Origin of the sequence: Lacticaseibacillus salsurae (genome assembly GCF_045862175.1) — a bacterium.
In the GTDB taxonomy this organism is placed as follows: domain Bacteria; phylum Bacillota; class Bacilli; order Lactobacillales; family Lactobacillaceae; genus Lacticaseibacillus; species Lacticaseibacillus salsurae.
Genome location: NZ_BAAFZI010000039.1, coordinates 1 through 22,978, shown reverse-complemented (window position 1 = coordinate 22,978; position 22,978 = coordinate 1). Strand labels below are relative to the sequence as shown.

Here is a 22,978-nt window from a genome sequence, read left to right as displayed (position 1 = left end):
GGTCTGGTAACTTGAGGCACTGATTGGCAAGTTGCCTAAAGTTGATACGATGAAGAAACTCTTGGAACAAAACGAGCCCGGCGTCATTTGAAAGTTGACCGCCGTCGGCGGTCACAGTCACATTGGTATTGCATTGCAGGGATAAGCTGGTTAAAGTTGAGATGGTGTGAAGCCTCGCTTTCGTGATGGTTTTCGTTGACTCAACCTTAGCATATAGGCGCACCCAATGGGTGAAACACCAAAGCAGCGCAGTCCCGTGTGAATCATGGGATTGCGCTGCTTTTTTGAAATTCTATGAATAATCCAGGATCAAAAAACACGCCAAAGCCATCGGCACCGTCACTTTGGCATTAGGGTTAGGCACCGTCGCGTATTATTTTTGGAACCGAGACCACTTAGGTCTCAGTCATGCCAGTGCGGTATCGCCGCATCAACCTTACATGTTGTTGTATGACACCATGATGATCATTTTCGTCTTTGGCGTTGGCAAGATCTACGACCGCTGGCGCAAACGTCACGTCGGCTCCTTGTTTGACCGCTTCGTGAAAAATGGGGCCAAAGTGTCGTTTGGGATCTATTTGGACCAAACGATCGGCTTAGCGATCCTCAGTTACTTATTGAAATTCACCCACTTTGCCGACTGGGCTTATCTGGTGTTGATCCCAGTGGGGTATGTGCTGGTATTAGGAATCAGCTTTGGCATCGCGTGGTTTTGCTACAAAGTCGCCCCGTTTGGCATTTTGATCGGGCGGCCTCAAATTCATTTGTTTGCTAAGAAAGGAGACACTGCGCATGACCAAATTAACCACGCTACTGTCCAATCAACTAAAGAATAATCAAACTCGCGACCTCATTAAAGACGCCGCCATGGATCGCTGGTTCACCGGCGCTGACTTACAAGCAGACGTTGATGCCTTACAAAACTTGTTTGCGGCCATGAATCTTGGCCGCGGCGATGTGATCTTGGTCTGCTTGGAGAACTCGGCAGTGTTTCCCGTGATCAACCAAGCGGCTTGGAATTTAGGCATCATCGTTCATCCGATCTCCCCTACCACCCCGATCGCCGGTATCCAAGCCGACTGGAATCAATTCAAGTATCCCTTGGTGTTGACCACACAAGCGTTAGCCAAGGCTTGGACCACCAAGCGCTTTGCCAAATCCGAATTACACTTGAACACCGCTGTGATGCAAGTGATCGCCGACACCGACCAGTTGGAACATCGCGAGCATGTTGACCATTCACAAGTGCAAGATGAAGACCTCGGCTTGATCTTAAACACCTCAGGCACCACCGGCAAACCCAAACGTGTCGGCTTATCGCATCGCATTTTGCTCAATGCAGCGACGCATGACGCTGAATCCAACCACATGACTGAAGCCGATACAGCCATGATCATGATGCCAATGTTTCATATCAATGCCCAAGTGATGTCTACCTTATCTTCGCGCGTGGCCAATGCCCGCATTTTGGTCACCCCGAAGTTCTCGGCGTCGCGCTTTTGGCAACAAGTCGCTGATAACCATGTGACTTGGGTATCAGTCGTGCCAACGATCGTCAGCTTCTTATTGTTGAATGAAAAAGCCAACGCCGCTTATGGCCGTTTGCAAAGTCAGATCCCCTTGCGCTTTGTGCGCTCGAGTTCTTTTGCACTACCAGAAGAACGTTTGCGAGCGTTTCAAGATCGCTTCCACACCTTGATCATTGAAGGTTACGGGATGACTGAAGCGTCAAGTCAATGTACCACCAATCCGCATGATGCGCCAAAAATCGGCTCCGCTGGGTTGCCTTTTGGCACTGATGTCAAGATCTTGGTCGGTGAGCACTTCACCGATGCGCCTGGCGCTTTAGGCGAGATCGCGATCAAAGGCGATCATGTCATCACCCATTACTTAGACGACGAAAAACCAGAATCGTTTCAAGACGGTTGGTTCTTAACTGGCGACTTAGGCTACTTTGATGAAGATGGCTACTTGTTTGTCAAAGGCCGCAAAAAAGAGATCATTTCTCGCGGTGGCGAAAAAGTGGCCCCAGCCCATGTCGAATCAGTGTTGGCAGAATTGCCATTCATCGAACAACTGGCGGTCATCGGCATGCCTGATGATCTATACGGCGAAGAAGTCACGGCAGTCTTGGTCACCACCACACCAGGCTTACATGAAGCCGACCAGCGCGCTGAAGTCTTAGCTTACGGGCGCAGTCATTTGGCGAAGTTTGAAGCACCGACGCGGGTTGAATTCGTGCGCGAATTCCCGCGCAACACCACTGGCAAGATCTTACGGCCGCAATTGCGCGAACAATTACTCACCCAAGGAGTACACAACTAATGAAGAAAAAATCCTTACTAACCATTTTATTAGTAGTGATCGTGGCGGCGATCGCTTGGTTTGACTGGTCTGCCACCCATGACACTGCCGGCACCAAACTCACCACTGTCACCATCGGCTATCAAAAAGCCGACCCTGTCGATATTGCCCGCGCTCGCGGCCAATTGTCCAAGAAAATGCAGGCCAAAGGCTACAAAGTGGTCTTTAAAGAATTCCAAGACGGCACGGCGCTAACGACTGCGTTGAAGTCTGGCGACATCGATTATGCCCGCGTCGGGGATGTGCCACCAGTCACGGCGCAAGCTAACGGGTTGGATTTCGTTTATATCGCCGCGGGCTCTGACAAAGTACAAGGCTCTGGTATCGAAGTCAAAAAGAACGCTGGTATTGAAAGCTTGGCGGACTTAAAAGGCAAAACCATCGCCTACACCAAAGGCACCTCAAGTCAGTACATGTTGATCCAAGCTTTGAAAAAAGCCGGCCTGACGGAATCTGACGTGAAAATGGTCTCAATGGATCAAGCCACTGCCGCGGTCGCTTTTGCCAAAGGCACCATCGACGCTTGGGCCAGCTGGGATCCTTATACCGCCACTGCTGAGGTCAACAATGATGCGACCTTGTTAGTGGATGATGCCGGCTTAGCCAAAAACCGCGACTTTTTGATCTCAACGCAGACTTATGCCACCAAAAACAAAACCGTCTCGAAACTCCTGACGCAATATTTAAGCGACGACATGACTTGGGCCAACACCCACAAAGCCCAATTGACCACCATGATGATGAAAATGTTGAAACTGAAAAAGTCGATCGTCCAAAAAATGGTCGATCGCCGCACTTACAGCTTCGGCAAATTTTCTGACAGCATTTTGGCAGAACAACAATCTATCGCTGATGTGTTTTACCAACAAGGCGTGGTCACCAAAAAAGTTGACGTCACTGATGCCGTGGTGAAATAAGCCTTCCGCGACAGGCTATTCCTTGATCAACCGTCAAGGAGTAGCCTGTTTTTTCATGCCGGCGAAGCCTCAGGCGCAAAGGCGTTTGACAGCCGCTACGCCAAGGTACGCCCGTGCTTGATACTGCAGGCCATCGTCGCCTGGTGTCAATATTTGCAGTTGCGAATCTCGTGCGTTTTCATTGCCTTTTTCATTGATTGGCGTATCATGACCATATATGTCTATTAATCTTAAGGAGACGCACATGATGTATCAACTATTGACAGATTCCGCTTGTGATCTACCTTATCAAACGCTTCAAGACGCTGGGGTGCAATTTGTGTCCATGCACGTTGACGTTGATGGTGTCGATCACGTGGATGATCTTGGGGAGACTTTTGATCTGGCGCGTTTGTACGCGCAGATCGGCCAAGGGATGATGCCTACCACCGCACAAGTCAATGTCGGCCAATTCGTCGACTTTTTCACGCCATTTGTCGAAGCGAACACGCCGATCTTATATCTGGGTTTTTCCAGCGGGTTAAGCGGCACCTTCAATTCTGCACAGCAAGCCAAACAAATGATCTTAGAAGATCACCCCAACGCCCAGATCCGCTTAGTGGACACTTTAGCCGCCGCTTGGGGCGAGGGCTTGATGGTGCTTGATGCCATCGACATGAAAAAAGCTGGCATGGCGTTAGAAGACTTAGCCACTTGGATCGAAGCCAACCGCTTGCGCTATCGGCAATGGTTCACCGTCGACGACTTGAATTATTTGTATCACGGCGGCCGCGTGTCCAAAACTTCTGCCACGCTTGGGACTTTGCTCAATATCAAACCAGTGATGGATGTGGATACCGTCGGGCACTTGCGCGTGGTCAAAAAAGCCCGCTCACGGCAACGCTCACTGCAAGCTTTAGCTGATGAAACGTTATCCGCCATTGCCCATGACCCCACGCATCGCGTCTTGATCGCCACGGCAGATGCGCCACAAGCGGCTGAAACCGTCAAAGCGCGGATCTTGGCTAAGTCCCCTGACACGCCGATCACCATCGGCAATATCGGCGCCGCGATTGCCAGCCACACTGGTTTAGGGTGTGTCGCCGTCTTTTCTCTCGGTGAACAACCGCGCCACTAGTCCATCAAAATTTATCCTCGTAATTTTGAAATTATGCGATTTGTGTGATCCCTTTTACCCACAATGCGGTAAGAGGAATCTTTGCGTTACTGGCAGGATCGATTTAACATTGACATTATAATTCTGTTTGCTAAACTCAAAGAAAAGTATCAAAATATAGATAAAATCTGTTGATCCAGCGCGCATTGGGGGTGTGGCCGTGGTTTGGTTGGGTGACTTAGTTTGCATGCTACTGGCAGTGATCGGCTACACCGCCGTCACCCGCGGCATTGGCGAGTGGCAACTGCCGCAAAACCACCCTTGGTGGCCCATGTTCGCCCGTGGTTTTTAGCTGGGATCTCGCTACTGACGGCCTTATTGTTGCAAGCTTTTGTGCAAGGTGTTGGCACCAGTCGGGAAATTTTTTTGGTGTTACAGTTGTTTGTGTTGACCCAATTCGTATTGAACGTCCACTTACAACCTTGGGAACATGGCTTGCGCTGGTTGATCATCGTTGGCTTTTGGATCACGGCGCGCCCACATGACTGGTTGAGCTTGCTGGTATTGATTGCCATTGGCTTTGGCGCGTTTTGCCTGCGTCGTTATTTTGATACCCAATGGTGGCCGGTGCTGGCATTTGCCGCGGTGATCGGCAGTTTATATTGGGCGTCGTTGCCGCATTTAACTGATCCGCGGCGGCTGGGTTATTTTACGTTGTATTTGGCGACGATGAGCGCCAGTGCGGTTTACACCCAGCGTGCGCGCTTAGCTGCGCAAGAACGCGCCGAGTTGTTAGAGCGCTTGGATCATGACACCTTGACGCATGCTGGCAACTTGAATCGCTTGCGCAACCTTGGGACTCAGGCATTTGACCGAGCCCAAGTGACCCACACTTCATTGGCAGTGGCCGCAATGGATATCGACCACTTCAAAAATTATAACGACACTTATGGCCATGCGGCAGGCGATCAAGTGCTGATCGCCATTACCAACAAGATCTACCAAAACCTGCCACCAAGCGCGAGTTTGTATCGTACCGGCGGCGAAGAGCTGACGGTGTTGATGCCAAATTTCGACCAATCCCAAGCGTTGGCGTTGACTACCAAGTTATGGCAAGCGATCCGCCAAATGACTGTCGCTTACGCCCAATACGACTTGGCGGTGAGTTTGTCTGCAGGCGTGACCACCAAAAAAGCCAGCGACACCAGCTTAGATGACTTATCAAGACGCGCGGATGCCAGCTTATACTTATCCAAACAGCGCGGACGCGATTGCATCACCGTTGATGGCAAAACGCTAGATAACGGCAAGACCCGTACCCATTTGGCCAGTTACACTTACTTCACCCAACCCATCCTTGATTTGGCCACAAAAACCCTTTGGCAAGGCGAATTGATGCGCCAAGTGTATCGCGACAATCAGTGGCAAGCGGCGCCAACAATGACCATCGCGACGTTATGTGAGAATGATTCATTATCGCAATTGTTGCCGATCAGCCGATTGTTGGTGAATTTGGACTTTGATGAAGTCTGCACCCCAAAAAAAGCCGCGCAATTATGTCAGTGGTTCACGCAGCTGACGGCGATCGCGGACATGGTGATCGAATTGGACCGCTTGGATGATGTGGCGGCGTTTAAACAGGTCTTGCCGCAATATCGCCAAGCCCATATCGCTTTTGCCATGGATGTCGCCGGGTTGCCTCACAGCGACGCCTTTATTCCCGAACTTTCAGCATTTACCTTGGTCAAAGCCCCTTTGCCCAGTTTGCGCGGGACTTTTGACGACGCGGCGTTGATCACCACGTTGCGCCGCTGGCAAACATTAGCTGCTAAACACCACTGCCGCTTTGGGCTGGATCATATTCACAGTATCGCCGATCTGCATTTGGCCGAATCGTTAGGCGTCGATTTTGGCGAAGGGGATTATTTGAACAAACCGATTTTGCCACGGATCGTCTAAAATCATTGACTATTGGGTCAAAGACGTTCATGCTTAAACATTCGCATTAAGAAAGGAAGGCGAGTCAATGCTTCGCATCTGGATGACTGATCTGTTTTTAGTCGTGATCGCAACACTTGGCTTTGCCAGTGTTTATACACAAATCGAAGCCGGCACCAAAGCGCGCTTGGCGAAAAATCACAGTTTGTCGGCACTTGACCAGCGCTTGCCGCAAGTGATCTATATTTGCGCCTTGTTAGTCTTATTGCGGGTGATGAATTCGGCGGCTGACGGCTGGTTATTTTGGGTGATGCTGAATTTGCAGCTGATCATCATGATGTACAGCAATTTAGTCGCCACTAATTGGTTAGATTTCGTGGTGATCCAAGTGGTTGGCGTGGTGATGTTTGCGTCTGCCGGTGGGTTGCATTTGCTGACTGGGATCGCATATTTGATCGGGTGTTTGGCGGTTTATGGCGAGCGTTGGTACGGCAAAAAGCTCAAAGCCCATGCGTTTTTATATCAGCTACCGCCAATTGTGGTTTGTGGCATGTTTTGGTGGGTGGTGTGGTTCACTTCACCGACATTGACGTCAAGTTTAGCGATCGTGAATTTCTTAGGCGCCGTTTGGGCCAACTTTGCGCTATGGGATTTTGACCATTACCAACGCCGCGATCAACAAGTGATCGCCAAGCTCACTCGCGAAGTGCAATATGACGGCTTGACGCGGGCACGCAATTGGAGCATGTTTCAACGCGACTTCAATGATGCTTACTTGCAGATCCAAGACCAGTCGCTGGCCTTGATCACCTTTGATCTGGATCATTTCAAACACATCAACGACCACTATGGGCATTTGGTCGGCAACCAAGCGTTGATGACCGTTTCGCAAACCATTCAAACTTACCTCCACGCCGAAAATGATGGCTATCAATTGTACCGCACTGGTGGCGAAGAATTTGCGATCATTTTACCTGGTGCCGATTTGCAAACTGCCACAGCGATCGTCAAAGCTTGCCAACAGCGCATTCGCTTCGCTAAAGTCCATGGCAGCTTCGGGGAATTCAACTTATCCGCATCATTTGGCTTAGCGATGGCGACATCAAATGATGGCAACGCCACTGCTGTGTTCAAGCGCGCTGACCACTATTTGTATCGATCCAAGCACGCTGGGCGCGACTGTATCACCATTGAAGGCCGCACCATTGTCCAAGAGCTGGTTTCCTAGTCAAAACGCACGCATCCCAGACTCGGATGCGTGCGTTTTATTATTTATCGGCAATATCTTTAGTTATCGCGATATTTGCAATGTGATTAACAATCGTTTTCTCATGGAATCGCTATGTTGGCGCGCTATAATGACGGCAAAATTCAACTGTTGCCGGAGGATCTTATGACTCAAGACTTACGCGTCCAAAAAACGCAAGCCGCCATCCGTCACGCCTTTTGGGCATTATTAGCGACGCGCCCTTTAACCAAGATCACCATATCTGATCTGATCGCCGAAGCTGGGGTTGGCAAAGCCACCTTTTATCATCATTACGTGGATAAATTCGACTTGGCGCGCCAACTTTGCCAAGCTTGTGAAGCCCCACTGCTCCAAGAATGTGCCGCCCGCATTGCCAGCCAGCAACGCAAAGCGCTGTGGGCACCTTTACCCAGAACCGTCTTACAAAATGCCACGCACTTGCGGCTGGCCACGGCCATCCGCACGCCAGAATTCAACGGGCAAACGGCGCTGATCGAGCAGCTGGCAGCTTTGTTTCAACAAGCTTTAGACGCCCATGACCCAACTTGTTGGCAAGCGTCAGGCGTGGCGTTAGAGCTGGCAACGTTATATGAACATATCTTGATGGTGAATTTGTTAAACGACCCAAAGCATCCGCCGATCGTGGCGATGGCGGCCTTGCAACAAGCCGGCACGGTGCTTTTTGCCAAGGGGTGATCACGCGCGGCGCTTAAATAACCACAAGCGCCGAAAGCCCACTTGCATCACCACCAAGGCAACGACGATCAAGCCTCCGCCGATCACCAAATTCCAAGTCAGCGGCTCAAAGCCTAACGCCACAGAAAAAATGCTACCAAACATCGACTCAGTCATCAGCAACAATCCCGCTGGCGTCGGATCGGTGTAGCGCTGCCCCACCAGCTGCAAGGTTTGTGCGCCAAAACTAGACACGATCCCTAAAATGATCACTGGCACCAATCCTTGGACCCAATGCACGCTAGCATAAGTTTGCGTTTCAAACGCCAAACTCGATAACAACCCCAAGCCGCCTTGCGTGATCCCTAACATAAACGCGATGATCCAAGGGCTGACAGCAGTGGCAGACCCGCTAAAATACACGATCTGCAACGCGTAAAACCCAGCTGAAGCGATCGTCAACAAGTCCCCAAAATGTAAGCTCAGCCCATGGGTAAATACCCCAGTGAGCACTGCCATCCCCAACACGCAAATGATAATGGCGACATAAGCTTTGCGCTGCGGTTTCTCGCGGAAAAACAACCACATGATAAACGGTGTGATCACCACATAGATCGCCGTGAGAAAGGCGTTATTGGCTGGGGTGGTATCCGTCAAGCCAATCGTTTGTAGCTGATAGCCTAAAAAGTTGATACCACCAGCGATCAAGCCGATTTTTAGGTCTTGTTTGCTCATGTGATCAATGGTGCGATGGAAAAATGCATAAGCCAACCCAGCATAAATAAAGCCGCGGATGGCATTGATCAACCCGGCATGCATCCCCGCATTAGTCGCTTGCTTGCTAAAAATATACCCAGCACCCCAAATGATCGCCGCCAGCAACAACATCGCGTTGGCTTTTGCTTTTGTGACTTTCACCAGATCTCCCCCTAATCTGCTTTTACTTTATCATATCGTGGCAAGTTCTCGAATCATTTGGTGTTTTTAATCAAATTTTTTGTATAATGTAAGAAACCCTTGAGGAGGAACGCCCTTATCAGCACACTTATAAAACTTTACGCGCCGTTTTTTGAAGCCAGCGATTGGCACAGTGCCATTATGACTGGGGCTGGGCTGGCGACGATCGCCACATTGGCCGTGATGGAATGTTTATTGTCTGTCGACAACGCCGTGGTGTTAGCGGCACAAACTGCCAGTTTAAAAGAACCGAAAAAAGAACACGCCGCCTTGATGTGGGGGCTGTGGGGCTCTTATATTTTGCGCTTCATCGCCATTGGCTTAGGCGCTTATTTGATCAAGTTCTGGGCGATCAAAGCCTTAGGGGCCGGCTACTTGTTGTGGATGTCGCTGCATTTTTTCTGGGAACAACACAACCCTAAAGATGAAACCGTCACTGCCGCCAAGCCGCGCAGCTTTTGGGGCACTGTGGCAGCGATCGTATTTTTAGATTTCGTGTTTTCGATTGATTCGATCTTGACGGCCTTAGCCATTGATAATAACCCAGTGATCGTGTTGATCGGCGGGATGATCGGGATCTTGGCCATGCGTTTCGTCGCTTCCGGGATGATCGTCTTATTAGCCAAAGTACCAGAACTCTTGTACATGGCGTATGTGCTGATCGGCTTTATCGCCATTAAACTCGGCTTGTCGCTACCAGCGATCGGCATTGAAGTATCCAACACTTTCTTTTCGATTTTCGTCTTGTTGGCGTTTGTCGCCACCTTGGTGATCCATTGGTGGCGCAAGCGAAAAGCGTAACGCCAAAAGCGGCCTTGACGCGAGCCCGTCCTGTTTTCAGGATCGACTCGGCCAAGGCCGCTTTTTAGATGGTTACTGGGTGGCAACGAGTGCCTTGGCCACTGAGGTCTTGGCGATCACATGCAGTAAGTGGCGAATATCTTCTGAATACACTTCACCAATGTTGCCGATGCGGAAGGTTTTGGCTTTGGACACTTTGCCCGGATAAATGATGAAGCCAGCTTGTTTCAATGCTTCATAAAACTGTCTGAAGTCAAAACGCTCACTAGGGTATTTAAAGCTGGTAATGATCGGCGATTGGATCGCAGTCGGTAACAGCGGCTCAAAGCCTAATGCCAACATGCCAGCGCGCAACTGCTTTTCGTTTGCCGCATAGCGCGCATGACGCGCCGCCACGCCACCTTCTTCGATCAATTCGTTCAAGGCTTGGCGGAAGGCATAAACCGTGTGCGTCGGGCTAGTGAAGCGCCACTTGCCGGCTTCTGCTTCAAAACAGCGCCACTGATCATACAGATCTAGCGACAAACTGCGCGCATTGCCTTTGGTTTGGGCTAACGTTGCTTGCTTGGCTAACACAAAAGCAAACCCAGGCACCCCTTGAATGCATTTGTTGGCACTAGAGATCACGTAATCCACGCCGAGTTGGGTGACATCGATCGGCACCCCACCAAAGCTGGACATCGCATCAACGATCGTCACGATCCCCAAGTCTGCCAGCTTAGGGATCAACGGCGTCAACGGATTCAAGATCCCAGTGGTGGTTTCAGAATGCACCATGGCAAAATGCGTGACTTCTGGATGTTGATGCAACACATTCAACACTTTTTCTGCGGAAACGATTTGCGTTTCGCCAAAATCCAGATCCAAATGCTTGATCCCAAGGCGCGTGGCCATTGTCGCCATGCGTTGCCCATATGCGCCGTTCATGGCGATCAACAAAGTGCCCGTTTTAGGTACTGCCGTTTGTAGCGTGGCTTCCACGCCAAAGCTGCCAGAACCTTGCATCAACACACTAGTATACAATTCCGGATCTGCATGCCCGACTGCCAACAAGGCATGGCGGATCGATTGGGTCAACACTTTGTAGTCATCATCCCAAGTGCCGTGATCCACTAACATGGTCGCTTTCACCGTGGCGCTAGTGGTTAGCGGCCCTGGCGTCAACAACAGTGGCACCTTAGCGGCTTGTTGATCGAGCGCTTCGATCAGCGGCATCAGATCGGCCATGGAATCGATGGTATAATCGGCCCCGGCTTTAATGAAGGTGTCGCGCGCCGCGGTGATCAAGCGGGTCTGCTCGCTGATTGGCAAGGCGGCAAATTCAGCTTCAGACATTCCGATCAAGTTGCTGCCGACAATGACGCCGACGCTGATGGTGTGTGCGTGATGGCCTTCAAGGATATCATTGACGGTATCGCCAACTTTGATCACCGTTTGCGGATCGCTGATCTGCAATTGCCGCATGGCTGAATTCAGCATATCCGCCGCTGGCCTGCCGACGCCATCAGTTTGTTCTGACGTGACATTGACTTGAGGCTGATAACCTTGCGCTGCGGCCACTGGTAGCAGTTGTGCGATCATGTCAGCAGTGTAGCCAGAAGTCGACGCCATGGCGATATGTTTTAAATTCAAATACGCACATAACGCTTGCATACCAGGCTTTAGTTGCCCAGTTTCCGTTAACACGGCTTTGATCTCAGTTTGAAATTGTTGATACACTTCTTGAATGGCGACATCGCGCTGGGCGTCATGTCCAGAATCCAGCCACGCTGCCCAAGTTTGCGGTTGGGCAAATAATTTGGCGATATGTGTCGCTTTATCCAACCCAACATCGGCGCGGATCACCGCTTCTGGCACCTCGATGCCAAAATGGGCAAACGCGCGTTGAAACGCAATGATCGGCGCGCGACTGCCGTAATCCACCGTGGTGCCTGCCCAATCAAAAATCACTGCTTGAATTGCCATGGGGTCCTCCTCAGGATCAATCGATAAATTTATGACGTAATTTCGTCGAGATCACTTCCAACACAAAGACAAACGCTAGAATGTAGTACACAATCATCCCGACTTCATGAAAATTAAAATAAAAGTTGCTGGCGACGAACAACTGATAGCCAATGCCGCCAGCGCCAGCGGCTGCACCAACTACCACAGCATTGGCGAAGTTGATCTCAAAGCGAATAAACGTCCAACTCAATAAGCGCGATGCGAGCGACGGCAATACTGCTTGGCATAACACTGGCAACAAGCCGCACCCACCGGCGCGCAACGCTTCAATGGTTTGCGCTGGGATCTCTTCAATGGTATTGGCAAACACTTTGGCCAAATATGCCACACTGTGGAAAGTCAACCCCACCACTGCGGCGTTTGGGCCTAAGCCTAGCGCCACAGAATAGATCAACACCCATAAGATCGTGGGGATCGCCCGCACAAAGGCCATGACACTTTTAGTCGCGGTACTCAACGCGCGTGGGGCAATATTTTGCGCAGCCGCCAACCCGCATATCAGCCCCAACCCGGCGCCAAGCACCGTGGTGACAAACGCTAACTCGATGCTGGCCAGCAAGGCTTGCAGTAACAACCAATGCGAGTCATTGCCAACATTGGGACTCAAAAACATCAGCTGTAAATTGGCCCCAAAGACCTTAGTGGCTGCCCATAGATCAAAATGTTTCGGGATCACTGAAATCACCCCGTAAAGCGAGATCACCGTCAAACCAGCGACAAACGCACGCAAGGTTTGACTGCGGCGTGAGGTGGGACGCGGTGCGGGTTGGGTCGGGTCTTGGGTCATCGACACACTATCGATCATCGTAAACTCCTTTGAATATGCGTGGACAACAGTTCTAAGCTGATCACCAATACGATCAATACCACCACCACCAAGCCAGCGGCAGGATAATTGATGGATTTAAAGTACAGATCAAACGAAAAGCCGATCCCAGTACCAGTCAACAACCCCACTAGCGTCGCATCGCGGACGTTGTTTTCGATCATATATAACAGCCATTCCACCACAGGCGTGGCGATTTCTGGCAACAAGCCTTGCATGATCGCCACCGGATACGCGGTGCCAGTGGCCACTAGCGCTTCTAATTTTCCGGCGTCAAAGTCTTCGATCGTTTCCAAAAAAGCCCGCGTCAAAAAGCCAAGGTTCATCACCCACAGTGCCAAAAAACCAGTGAGCTCATTTTGCTTAAAGGAAAATAACAAGATCAACGCCCAAGCAATGATCGGGATATTGCGCAAGATCGACGCCATGCCGCGGATCAAAAAGCTCACCCCCACATGGCGTTGGCCGATATTGCCAGCCGCGACTACGGCCAACAACAAGCTGATCACCCCAGCCACACCAGCTGCGGCGGCAGCGACAACAAATGTCCGCCATAACTGAAACAAGATCGCTGGCAATAGCGATAATGACGTGGTGGTCGGCAAGAAATTATGCGCCATCCACACAAACCCAGTTTGCACTTGCAATAGCGCACCTTGTTGAAAGCCCAACGCGACGCTGGCGATCGCATAACTGCCTAGCAAACCCAGTAGCGTCAGCAACATCAGCCGCTGTTTGCGGCGAAAAAAAGTCACAGGCGTCATCATGTCCTCCTATGCATAGATCGCTTGGATCTGGTCTGTCGACAAGGCGTCAGGCGTGCCATCAAAAACTTTTCGTCCATGGTTCAACGCCACGATATGATCGGCAAATTGTTTGGCGATGTCCACTTGATGCAGATTCACCACCACGATCAAACCTTTGTCATCAGCTAATTGCCGCAAGATCGCCATTACCATGTGGGCCGATTTCGGGTCCAAGCTGGCAATCGGTTCATCACATAACAGCATTTTAGGATGTTGCATCAAGGCGCGCGCAATGCCGACGCGCTGTTTTTGCCCACCAGATAAATGCTTGCAAGCGGTATAAGTGAAGTCACTTAACCCCATTTCAGCGATCAACGCTTCGGCTGCTTGCTTTTCTTCAGCAGTGTAATGCGCCAACATCCCTGCCAGCGTCGACTTGGCGCCTAAGCAGCCATGCAGCACATTTTCCAACACGGTCAGCGCATCGATCAAATTATAGTTTTGAAAGATCATCCCGATATTGCGCCGGGCTTTTTGTAAGTCACGTTTGGACAATTGGCGCAGATCCACATCGTCTAAACAAACTTGACCGGCGTCATCTTGTAGCAATTGATTCAAACTGCGCAACAAAGTGGTTTTACCTGCACCAGATGGGCCGATGACTGCAGTGATCGTGCCAGGCTCAGCCACCAAGTCCACGTCTTGTAGTGACGGCTTGTCTGGGGTGTAGCGTTTGGATAAGGCGGAAACAGTTAACATCTTTGGCCTGCTATATAAAATGTGGAAGAATGTCTAATGACACTAGTAAAGGATTATATATTTCCTTTCTTAGTTGTACATTCGTAATTTCATTTGGTTCCGTTAACACCAGTATTCTTACATCGGTATACACCTAGCAACATTGACTGGCTCTTGAACCCTTAGGACATAGCCTGCCCCTGAGCGAATTGAATCAAGTTTTGTACGGCGTTTTCGTCGCGTTCAAGTTGAACGCCGCAACCGTAACAATGAAACTCGTGATGTTTCGTCCCGTGAAGAACATTACCAGCCAGCGTCAGTTTTTCATCGCCTGTTTTCACCAAGGCGCAGCGACTACACCGCTGTGTGCTTGGATAGAAACGATCGACTATCACTAACTTACGCCCGTACCATTGTGACTTGTCTTTTATCAGCACCTTGAAGCGTCCAAACAACGAGCGATGTAACTTCTTCGCTAGTCGCTTGTCCATCTTCATATGCTTGACGTCCAAGTCTTCAATCGCGATTGTACCGTTAGTTTTCACCAACAGCGTCGTAAACTTTTGCAAAAGGTCATTTTGAATCCGAGTCACTTTCTGGTAGGTCCGCTGTAACTTGGCTCTCGTTACGCGGTAATTATTTGAGCGATAGTGATTTGGATTAGCGTGACGCTTGCGGGCAAGTCGCCGCTGGTACAAGGACACTCGGTGATACAAACTGACCAGTTGTTCAGTCAATACACGAACAGCCGACATTGTAACGCCTTCGTTATAGACGAATTTGCCGATATTGGCATCGACGCCACAAACCCGCTGGCTTTCAGGCAATGGGTCAGACTCTGCAACATCGATACTTAGACAGGCGTAGTAGCCATCTGCTTCTTTGACAATCGAAGCCAACTTAACGGGGCCTGACCACCGCGATGCTTCAGCCAACCGAATGTCATACCATCGATCACGATAGCCATGCGGCTTATCCAGCCGCAATTTGCCATTCACGATGGTGGCTCTGTCTGTTTTAAAGGCTTTGCGACTACGCTTTTTCGACTTGAAGCAAGGCTTATCATGGTCTGGCATTTCCGGGTTAAAGAAATTTGCCCAGGCTTGGGCTAAATCATGTACCGCCAATTGCAAGATCCGCGCCGAACAACCATATTGCCAATCAGCTTTGTTGGCGACCAGTTCATCTCGTACTTTGCGTTCGTTAGGCCGTGCCGTCTTATCAGACAACACCACTGAGGCATCATACATCTCGTTCCAAGTAGCAAGCGCTTGGTTGTAACAATAGCGTCGGTAATCGCAGGCTTGGACTAATGCTCGGCGCATCGTCGCGTTTGGGTAGCAGCGAATCTTGTGAGTTCTCAACATGTTTTCACCTCCATTTCGCTTATAAACAGCATAGCAAATGAAGATGAAATTATATTGTCAAGACAAGATAAAAATCGCCACCTGAGTTCCATGCATCAGTCAGAAATTTTTCACGAGTTTATCATTTCGTAGCATTGATCATTCCGCCTTCCACTTGATTACTGCGGAACAACTAATTGCCACAAATTAACACATTGTGCCACATTTTCAATTACTGTTAACCGCCTCCTTGTTAGGCGTTTTGCCTTTGCCGATCAACCAAGCGCCTTGCTTGATCGGCAAAAGCAGCGTCAAAGACGCCGCCATTGACTTACTTGCCTAATACTTTATGAGTGGGTTGGTACCATTTGTCGCTGATGGCCATGAAGTGCACCTTGCCAGTTTGGGTGAACAAGCCTGGCTTTTTAGCATCTGGCTTCGAGAAGAAAATCGGGTTGTTGGTGGTGGACTTCGCCGTCAGGGCTTTAACGATCTTAGCGCGATCGGCTTTGGAAACGGTTTTGTCGTTGATGGCAAAAGGTTCGTTTTGTACTTGGGCAACTGAGATCGCCACAGATTCTTTGCCTTGGGCTTTGTCTAATGGCGCTGGGGCATCATCATTGATCTTAAAAATCGCCCCAGCTTTGGTGGCATCGTTGGTGAATTTCCCATAGTTGACCAAATCAATGTCATCAAATGCTGCCACATCCACATCGCCATTGAACAAGTTCACCGCAGAGCCGGGATGAGATTGGCCGTAAAGCACTTTGTCAAAGAACCCGCCGCCTTGTTGCAAGTCGGTTTTCTTCACGCCATTGGCTGCGGCGATTGCCCCAGCAGGAACAGCAAAACCAGACGTTGACGTCGCAGAAACAAAGGAGATCTTCTTGCCTTTAACGGCTTTCAACGAGTAGCTACCGCCAAGCTTGTAGCTGTTGGCTTTGGCTTTTGGCACCATCACATACGAGTTGTAATGGGCGTCTTTTAAGGTGCCAGATTCACCAGAATACGTCACTAACGGGTTGACGGCATGGTTTTGCTTGCGCGCTTCAATGTAAGAATCTGGGCCTAATAACCCGAGTTGCGCCTTGCCAGAAGCCAATGCTTGGATGGCCACGTTATAATCCGTGGTGGTTTGCACGTTGATCTTTTTGCCAGTGGCTTTGTGCAACACGTCAGACAACGCGGTGCGCACTGGGGTCATTTCTTTGCTGGATTCGGAAGGCAAAAACACCACTGTCAAGGTTTTGCTGCTGGTTTTGTCGGCATGGGCGGTTTTGCCGGAACAACCAGCGGCAACGGCTACCAAGCTTAAGGCCGCAGTTGCAGCCAGAATATGTTTGATCGTCAAAATAGATTCCTCCATAAAGTTGCTGTCATATGATACTGATTCAGTGTATCGACACCATGTAAAGATTCACCCTATTCTATGTTTTGGTTACGAAAAACTTCGCGGTATTTTGTAAAAAGCAAGTATGTACCCGATACAAAAACACGCCATCTCAAGTGAGACGACGTGTTGTGATGATGACTGCGGTTAAATGATGCGATTCAATGCTTCCCCTTGCAAAAAGGCCTGAATATCATCAGCGACGATCTTTACCAAGCGTTGCCGCGTTTCTAGCCCGCGCCACCCGATATGTGGCGTCACGATCACATTGTCTAAAGCAAACAATGGGCTGTCATCAGCAAGCGGTTCGCTGGCTTGCACATCCAATCCGGCGCCGGCGATCTCATGATGTTTCAGTGCCTGGATCAAAGCCGGTTCATCGACCAACCCACCACGAGCGGTATTGATCAAAAAGGCGCTTGGCTTCATCAGTTGCAAAGCCGACGCATCGATCAAGTTGGCAGTATCTGGCGTCAAAGGTAAATTCAACGACACAAAATCACTGTGCACCAACAGATCCGCTTGGCTGGTAAAGTGGATGCCATCGCGATCATCGCGTTTGGTGCGCGTGGCCACTAAGATCTGCATATCCATGGCTTGAGCGATTTTGATCAAAGCCTGCCCGATATGGCCAAAGCCGATCACACCAAGGGTTTTGCCGTTAAGCTCCACATGTGGCACCATTAAATGTTGGGAGAAGTTGCGGTGATCGCCATGCGCCAACATCGTCAGTTGCTGTTGCATACTGCTAGCGAGATTCAACATCAACATCAACGCCGTGTCTGCCACGCGCTGAGTCGAATATGCCGGCACATTGGCCAACGCAATGTGTTTGGCTTTTAAGGCCTCTAAGTCATGATTGTTATACCCAGTGCCTGCTTCGACCACCAGTTTCAAAGAATCTGGCAATTGCGCCACGATTGCTTTGGGCAAAGGCATTTCTTTGGTCACCACCACTGTCGCCTCTTGCACCCGATCTAGGATCTGATCCGTGGCAGAACTGGGATAAACTTGCACCGATTCGCCGAGTTGTTGCCAATCCATGGTGTGATCGTAATTGACCACATCGCCGTTGAGTACCACGATTTTTGTCATGTTCGCACCTCCGATAAATTCAGTATACGGCCAGAACTTACCGGCGACAATTTTTTCGCCTGACGCCAAAATTGACAGCGCTTTCTAAATTAGTGATAATGGCCTTAACTAATGGAAAAGGAAGTGCGCGCTAATGCCAAAAATCCTCGCGATCAACGCCGGCAGTTCCACCTTAAAATGGAAACTGTTTGACTTGCCTGAAGAACGCGTATTAGCCAGCGGATTGATCGACCGCTTAGGCCAAGCCAATTCAACTGTGAAAATCAAATTCGCCGATCAAACCCGGCGCTTTGACACGCCGATCCACGACTTTCATGAAGCCGTCGTCGACGTGATGCAGCGCCTTAAAGACTTGCAGTTAGTGGCGCATTTACATGAGATCACCGGCGTCGGCCACCGCATCGTCGCTGGTGGCGAGCACTACACCAAAAGTGTGCGCATCACGCCAAAAGTGCTGGCTGACATCACCGCCTTGGGCCATTTTGCCCCGCTACATAATCCGGTGCAAGCCCAGTATGCCGCCATTTTTGGCCGCTTGATGCCTTGGGCGGTGCAAGTGGCAGTTTTTGACACGGCGTTTCATCAAAGCATGCCGCCAGAAAATTTCTTATATAGTATCCCCTACGACTATTATCAGCGCTTTGGTGCCCGCAAATATGGGGCGCATGGCACGTCGGTTCGCTATGTCACTTACCGGGCGCAACAACTGTTTGATTTTAACAAGCTGATCGTGATGCATTTAGGCTCAGGCTCTAGCGTCACCGCTGTGGCAAACGGCCAAGTCGTCGATACTTCCATGGGCTTCACCCCGCTGGCTGGGGTCACCATGGGCACGCGCAGCGGTGACATTGACCCGAGCTTGTTGGCATATTTAATGGATCAACTCAAACTCCAAGATATCCATGAATTGATCGCGATCCTGAATGAAAAGTCCGGCTTGTTAGGTCTGTCGCAATTATCCGCCGATCAACGCGACTTAGAAGCCGCAGCTGGGCAAAACCCGCAAGCTAAACTCGCCTTATCGATCTACGCCAATCGCGTTGCCAAATATGTCGGTAGCTTAGCCGCGACGATGAATGGCGTTGATGCGTTGGTATTTACTGGCGGTGTCGGGGAAAACGGAACCGACATGCGCCAGCAGATCATCGCGTATTTAGGCTTTTTAGGCGCCAAAATCGATCCGGTGAAAAACACTCAGCGTAGCCAAGAGCTTGAGCTTTCAACTGCCGACGCCAAAATCGCCACTTGGGTGATCCCCACCAATGAAGAATTGATGATCGTTAAAGATGTCCAAGCCCAACTGCCATAAGGCCATTTAACACCAGGAAGCGGTTACGGTATACTGAAGGTAACACACACGCTTAGAAAGCAGATGAACAATGTTTGCGACATTTGAATTGGCCCATACCCTAGTGCCACCATTAGGCATGGGGACTTGGTATTTAGGTGAAGGCAATGCCACCCGCAGTCAAGCTGAACTGGCGGCTTTGCGCTATGGCTTAGACCATGGCATCACCGTGATCGACACGGCGGAAATGTATGGCGAAGGTGCTGCTGAAACCTTAGTGGGACAAGCCATCGCCCCATATGATCGCCACCAGTTGTTCTTGATCTCAAAGTTTTACCCTTGGCATGCCACACCAAATCAAATGCGGCGTGCCTTAGAGGCAACGTTGACGCGGCTGGGGACAGATTATTTGGACTTGTATCTGTACCATTGGCGCGGCAATACCCCACTGGCAGACACCTTAGCCGGCATGGCGGCACTTCAAAAAGCCGGCTTGATCAAAGCTTATGGCGTGTCTAACTTTGATGTCGCAGATCTCAAAGAAGCCGCCACTTTGCCAGGCGGCGACGCGATCGCGGCTAATGAAGTGTTATATAACCTCAAAGCCCGCGGCATCGATTATGACTTGCGCGCCTATCAAAAACAGCATGGCCAAAGTCTGATCGGCTACTCACCGTTTAATTCCGGCAGTGGCAACACGATCATTTTACCGAAAACATTGCACGACTTAGCGAAAGCCAAACACATCACCGCCCATCAATTGATGCTGGCATGGACGTTTCGGCATCAAGATGTGTTGCCGATCCCCAAAGCCTCTAGCTGCGAACATATGCAACGCAACATTGACGCCATGCAAGTGACGTTTAGCCCAGATGAGCGGGCGTTGATCGATACCGTTTTTGCCAAACCGACGCATCATGTCCCTTTAGCCATGATTTAAAAGGAGAGTTACTATGAAAATTTTTGTGATTGGCGCCCATGGCCAAGTTGGCCAACATGTGGTCGACACCTTATTGGAGAATGATTACCAAGTGGTCGCTGGCTACCGCGATCCTAAAACTCAAGCGCCAGCTGCCACAAGTGAAATGCAAGCGGTTAAATGTGACCTCACGGGGCGCATTAGTGACTTGGCTGCCGCCATGCGCGGCTGTGACGCGGTGATTTTTGCCGCCGGCTCACGCGGCAAAGCCTTGTTAGCAGTGGATCTAGATGGTGCGGTTAAAGCCATGGAAGCCGCTCAAAGCGTTGGGATCTCCCGCTTCATCCAACTGTCAACACTTAACGCCGGCCATCGCGATCTGTGGCCAGACAGCTTAAATGACTACTACATCGCCAAATATTATGCGGATGAATGGTTGATGCATCATACCACGTTGGATTATGTGATCGTCCAACCGACCACGTTGAATAACGACGCGCCCACTGGCAAGATCAAATTTGAGCCCACTTGGCAAGATCAGATCACCCGCCAAGATGTGGCCACTGTGCTAGTTGAAGCCATCGAATCGGATCAACATCGCACCACCATTCAAATCGCCAACGGGAATTTACCGATCGCCCAAGCGCTGTGAGCCTTGACAAGCACGACTTGGGATGATAACTTTTATCATATCAAATAACGAAAAGAGTGAAGCCGTTGAAGTAAGCCATTGCTGAAATGTATCTGATCTGCCGCAAACAGGCGGAGTCTAGACATTTTCAACAATGCTGACTTCCTCGGATGGACTCATCTGAGGTCTAGCTGATGCTAGGCCTTTTTGTGTGCAGATCGTGAATTGGGAGGACTTAACATATGTCTACAATTACGATCGATCAATTGAACTTCGCTTATGCTGGGCAAGCACCTTTGTTTGACCACACTAGCTTTAACCTCGACACTGGGTGGCATTTAGGCTTGGTCGGCCGCAACGGACGCGGCAAAACCACGTTGTTAAAGTTGTTACTTGGCCAATTGCCCCATACTGGCACCATTGCGACCAAAGCGCCGCTGACGTATTTTCCCCAACCAGTTGCCGATCCGACTCAACTGACTTTGTACGCCTTACAAGCAGGCAGTGATTTTGAGCAATGGCAACTTGAACGCGAAATGAACTTGCTGGGAATGGACCCAGAGCTGCTATGGCGGCCTTATCAAGCTTTGTCTGGCGGTGAGCAAACCAAAGTCCGCTTGGCGTTGTTGTTTGTGGATCAACAGGCGTTTGCCTTGATCGACGAGCCGACCAATCACTTAGACGTTCAAAGCCGCAAGTTGGTGGCACATTATCTGCAACGCAAATCCGGTTTTATCGTGGTGTCGCATGACCGCCAATTTCTAGATGCCATATGCGATCATGTCTTAGCCATCGATCGCCAACAGATCCAGCTGTTTCAAGGCAACTACACCACTTACGCCACGGCCAAAGCCAATCAAGACCAGCAAGAATTACATGAAGACCAAAAGCTGCGCCAAGAGATCACCCGCTTGAACAAAACCGCCCAAGAAAAAGCCGACTGGTCCAACGCCCGCGAAAAAACCAAATTCGGCGATCGCCATATCAAAAACTCAGCAGTCGTTGAAGATCGCGGCTTCATCGGCGCCAGGTCGGCTCGGATGATGCAAAAGCGCAAGAATCTCGAACAGCGTATGAACAAAGAGATCCAAGCCAAATCAGGCTTACTCAAAAATATTGAAACCATCGCCCCATTGACCATTCAAGTGGTGCCTGACCACCATCCAGTATTTGTCCATGCTGATCACGTCAGCGTCGGCTTTGACGGCCAGCCGCTGTTTGCGCCAATCAGCTTTGATGTGTTGCCAGGCGAACGTGTCGCTTTGGTGGGCCCTAACGGCATTGGCAAATCCTCATTGCTTGACGCGTTAGTCGACCAATTCCCTGGCACGGTATCTGGGACGCTCACCCATCCAGACTTGAGCTTGAGCTGGGTGCGCCAGCAAAATCGTGCTACCGGTACGTTGAAAGCTTTTGCCCAACAGCAGCACCTGGATTACCAAGCCTTGTTGAACAACTTAAAGAAGTTAGGCCTTGAACGCAGCAGCTTCATCACGCCGATCGAATCGCTGTCGATGGGGCAGCAAAAAAAAGTCGCCTTAGCCGCCTCGTTGGTGACGCCGGCAAACTTATACCTGGATTATTCACCTCGGTATTTGGGACATGAAATCGCATCTGGCCGGTCTGAAAGCAACGTTTGGAGCGTTGCGAATACTGACTGAGCGGAGAAGTTGGTGATCGATGCACCACGAACAGACCGACCCAGTTTTCGGCTCGACGCACGACCTATTCAGTTATTCAGTTCAGGTCGCCAACTGATGGACTTCGTCCATGAGCCGACTAAACCAGTTCTTGTAAACATAGTTAGAAGCAAGATGAATCACCACACGACGGGCGTGCCAAGTAATCCTACCGGCGATGTGAAAGAGACTGAACCGTAGCGAGGAGATGGTTGAACGACGGTCTTCCGAGACAAAGAGCTGTTTAAAGAGCTGAACCAGGTTATAGGCAATACCGGTGATCAAGGCTCGTGCAGTGTTCCGTGCAAAAGTTGAG

General features: G+C 50.2%; 20 protein-coding genes and 2 pseudogenes. 12 read left to right on the top strand and 10 right to left on the bottom strand.

Features of this window, described 5'->3' with window-relative positions:
- The first annotated feature begins 344 nt into the window (after positions 1–344).
- From ACKTSG_RS10445 to ACKTSG_RS10415, 7 genes are all read left to right on the top strand, one after another.
- Positions 345–836, top strand: a complete 492-nt coding sequence (locus tag ACKTSG_RS10445; RefSeq protein WP_407894532.1) for an acyltransferase — start codon at positions 345–347, stop codon at positions 834–836.
- Positions 793–2,325 (top strand): AMP-binding protein, encoded by a 1,533-nt coding sequence (locus tag ACKTSG_RS10440; RefSeq protein ID WP_407894530.1) that lies wholly within the window; start codon positions 793–795, stop codon positions 2,323–2,325. Before ACKTSG_RS10445 ends, ACKTSG_RS10440 begins: the two co-directional genes overlap by 44 nt.
- Positions 2,325–3,281, top strand: a complete 957-nt coding sequence (locus tag ACKTSG_RS10435) for an aliphatic sulfonate ABC transporter substrate-binding protein (protein WP_407894528.1) — start codon at positions 2,325–2,327, stop codon at positions 3,279–3,281. The genes ACKTSG_RS10440 and ACKTSG_RS10435 overlap by 1 nt, the downstream gene beginning before the upstream one ends.
- A gap of 247 nt (positions 3,282–3,528) precedes the next feature.
- The gene (locus ACKTSG_RS10430; RefSeq protein ID WP_407894536.1) at positions 3,529–4,398 is read left to right on the top strand and encodes a DegV family protein; all 870 of its coding nucleotides are present in this window, start codon (positions 3,529–3,531) and stop codon (positions 4,396–4,398) included.
- Between the two features lie 222 nt (positions 4,399–4,620).
- A complete protein-coding gene (locus tag ACKTSG_RS10425; protein WP_407894526.1) occupies positions 4,621–6,336 on the top strand; it encodes a bifunctional diguanylate cyclase/phosphodiesterase in 1,716 nt (571 codons plus the stop codon).
- 67 nt (positions 6,337–6,403) lie between these two features.
- A complete protein-coding gene (locus tag ACKTSG_RS10420; protein WP_407894524.1) occupies positions 6,404–7,543 on the top strand; it encodes a GGDEF domain-containing protein in 1,140 nt (379 codons plus the stop codon).
- A 165-nt stretch (positions 7,544–7,708) separates the two neighbouring features.
- Positions 7,709–8,260, top strand: coding sequence for a TetR/AcrR family transcriptional regulator (locus ACKTSG_RS10415; RefSeq protein WP_407894522.1), 552 nt, complete (start codon positions 7,709–7,711; stop codon positions 8,258–8,260).
- On the opposite strand, the gene ACKTSG_RS10410 is transcribed toward ACKTSG_RS10415, so the two are convergent.
- Entirely contained in the window at positions 8,261–9,157 is an 897-nt protein-coding gene (locus ACKTSG_RS10410; protein ID WP_407894520.1) for a DMT family transporter, read from the bottom strand.
- A 180-nt stretch (positions 9,158–9,337) separates the two neighbouring features.
- On the opposite strand from ACKTSG_RS10410, the gene ACKTSG_RS10405 reads away from it, so the two are divergent.
- Positions 9,338–9,997, top strand: a complete 660-nt coding sequence (locus ACKTSG_RS10405; protein ID WP_407894518.1) for a TerC family protein — start codon at positions 9,338–9,340, stop codon at positions 9,995–9,997.
- Positions 9,998–10,069: 72 nt separating this feature from the next.
- On the opposite strand, the gene phnW is transcribed toward ACKTSG_RS10405, so the two are convergent.
- From phnW to ACKTSG_RS10365, 8 genes and pseudogenes are all read right to left on the bottom strand, one after another.
- Positions 10,070–11,212: a 2-aminoethylphosphonate--pyruvate transaminase gene (phnW, locus tag ACKTSG_RS10400; RefSeq protein WP_407894534.1), complete on the bottom strand. Its 1,143-nt coding sequence runs from the start codon at positions 11,210–11,212 to the stop codon at positions 10,070–10,072.
- Positions 11,213–11,962 (bottom strand): annotated as a pseudogene (phnX, locus tag ACKTSG_RS10395) (phosphonoacetaldehyde hydrolase); the annotation flags it as partial.
- A gap of 16 nt (positions 11,963–11,978) precedes the next feature.
- Complete coding sequence (locus ACKTSG_RS10390; protein WP_407894516.1) at positions 11,979–12,809, bottom strand: PhnE/PtxC family ABC transporter permease; 831 nt, start codon at positions 12,807–12,809, stop codon at positions 11,979–11,981.
- Entirely contained in the window at positions 12,806–13,594 is a 789-nt protein-coding gene (locus tag ACKTSG_RS10385; protein ID WP_407894514.1) for an ABC transporter permease subunit, read from the bottom strand. Before ACKTSG_RS10385 ends, ACKTSG_RS10390 begins: the two co-directional genes overlap by 4 nt.
- 9 nt (positions 13,595–13,603) lie before the next feature.
- Positions 13,604–14,335 (bottom strand): phosphonate ABC transporter ATP-binding protein, encoded by a 732-nt coding sequence (phnC, locus tag ACKTSG_RS10380; protein ID WP_407894512.1) that lies wholly within the window; start codon positions 14,333–14,335, stop codon positions 13,604–13,606.
- Between the two features lie 161 nt (positions 14,336–14,496).
- Positions 14,497–15,681 (bottom strand): RNA-guided endonuclease InsQ/TnpB family protein, encoded by a 1,185-nt coding sequence (locus tag ACKTSG_RS10375; protein ID WP_407894509.1) that lies wholly within the window; start codon positions 15,679–15,681, stop codon positions 14,497–14,499.
- A 310-nt stretch (positions 15,682–15,991) separates the two neighbouring features.
- Complete coding sequence (locus ACKTSG_RS10370; RefSeq protein WP_407894507.1) at positions 15,992–17,011, bottom strand: phosphate/phosphite/phosphonate ABC transporter substrate-binding protein; 1,020 nt, start codon at positions 17,009–17,011, stop codon at positions 15,992–15,994.
- A gap of 186 nt (positions 17,012–17,197) precedes the next feature.
- Entirely contained in the window at positions 17,198–18,145 is a 948-nt protein-coding gene (locus ACKTSG_RS10365; RefSeq protein WP_407894505.1) for an NAD(P)-dependent oxidoreductase, read from the bottom strand.
- Between the two features lie 133 nt (positions 18,146–18,278).
- Here ACKTSG_RS10365 and ACKTSG_RS10360 point away from each other — a divergent pair, with 133 nt between their 5' ends.
- The 4 genes and pseudogenes from ACKTSG_RS10360 to abc-f form a co-directional block, all read left to right on the top strand.
- Positions 18,279–19,454, top strand: a complete 1,176-nt coding sequence (locus ACKTSG_RS10360; protein WP_407894503.1) for an acetate/propionate family kinase — start codon at positions 18,279–18,281, stop codon at positions 19,452–19,454.
- 70 nt (positions 19,455–19,524) lie between these two features.
- A complete protein-coding gene (locus ACKTSG_RS10355; RefSeq protein WP_407894501.1) occupies positions 19,525–20,373 on the top strand; it encodes an aldo/keto reductase in 849 nt (282 codons plus the stop codon).
- Between the two features lie 13 nt (positions 20,374–20,386).
- On the top strand, positions 20,387–21,004 hold the full coding sequence (locus tag ACKTSG_RS10350) for an SDR family oxidoreductase (RefSeq protein ID WP_407894499.1): 618 nt from the start codon (positions 20,387–20,389) through the stop codon (positions 21,002–21,004).
- Positions 21,005–21,225: 221 nt separating this feature from the next.
- A pseudogene (gene abc-f / locus ACKTSG_RS10345) lies at positions 21,226–22,560 on the top strand (ribosomal protection-like ABC-F family protein); the annotation flags it as partial.
- Positions 22,561–22,725: 165 nt separating this feature from the next.
- Here abc-f and ACKTSG_RS10340 read toward each other — a convergent pair.
- Positions 22,726–22,978 (bottom strand): transposase (locus ACKTSG_RS10340; RefSeq protein WP_407891817.1); only part of this gene is annotated, 253 nt, incomplete at its 5' end.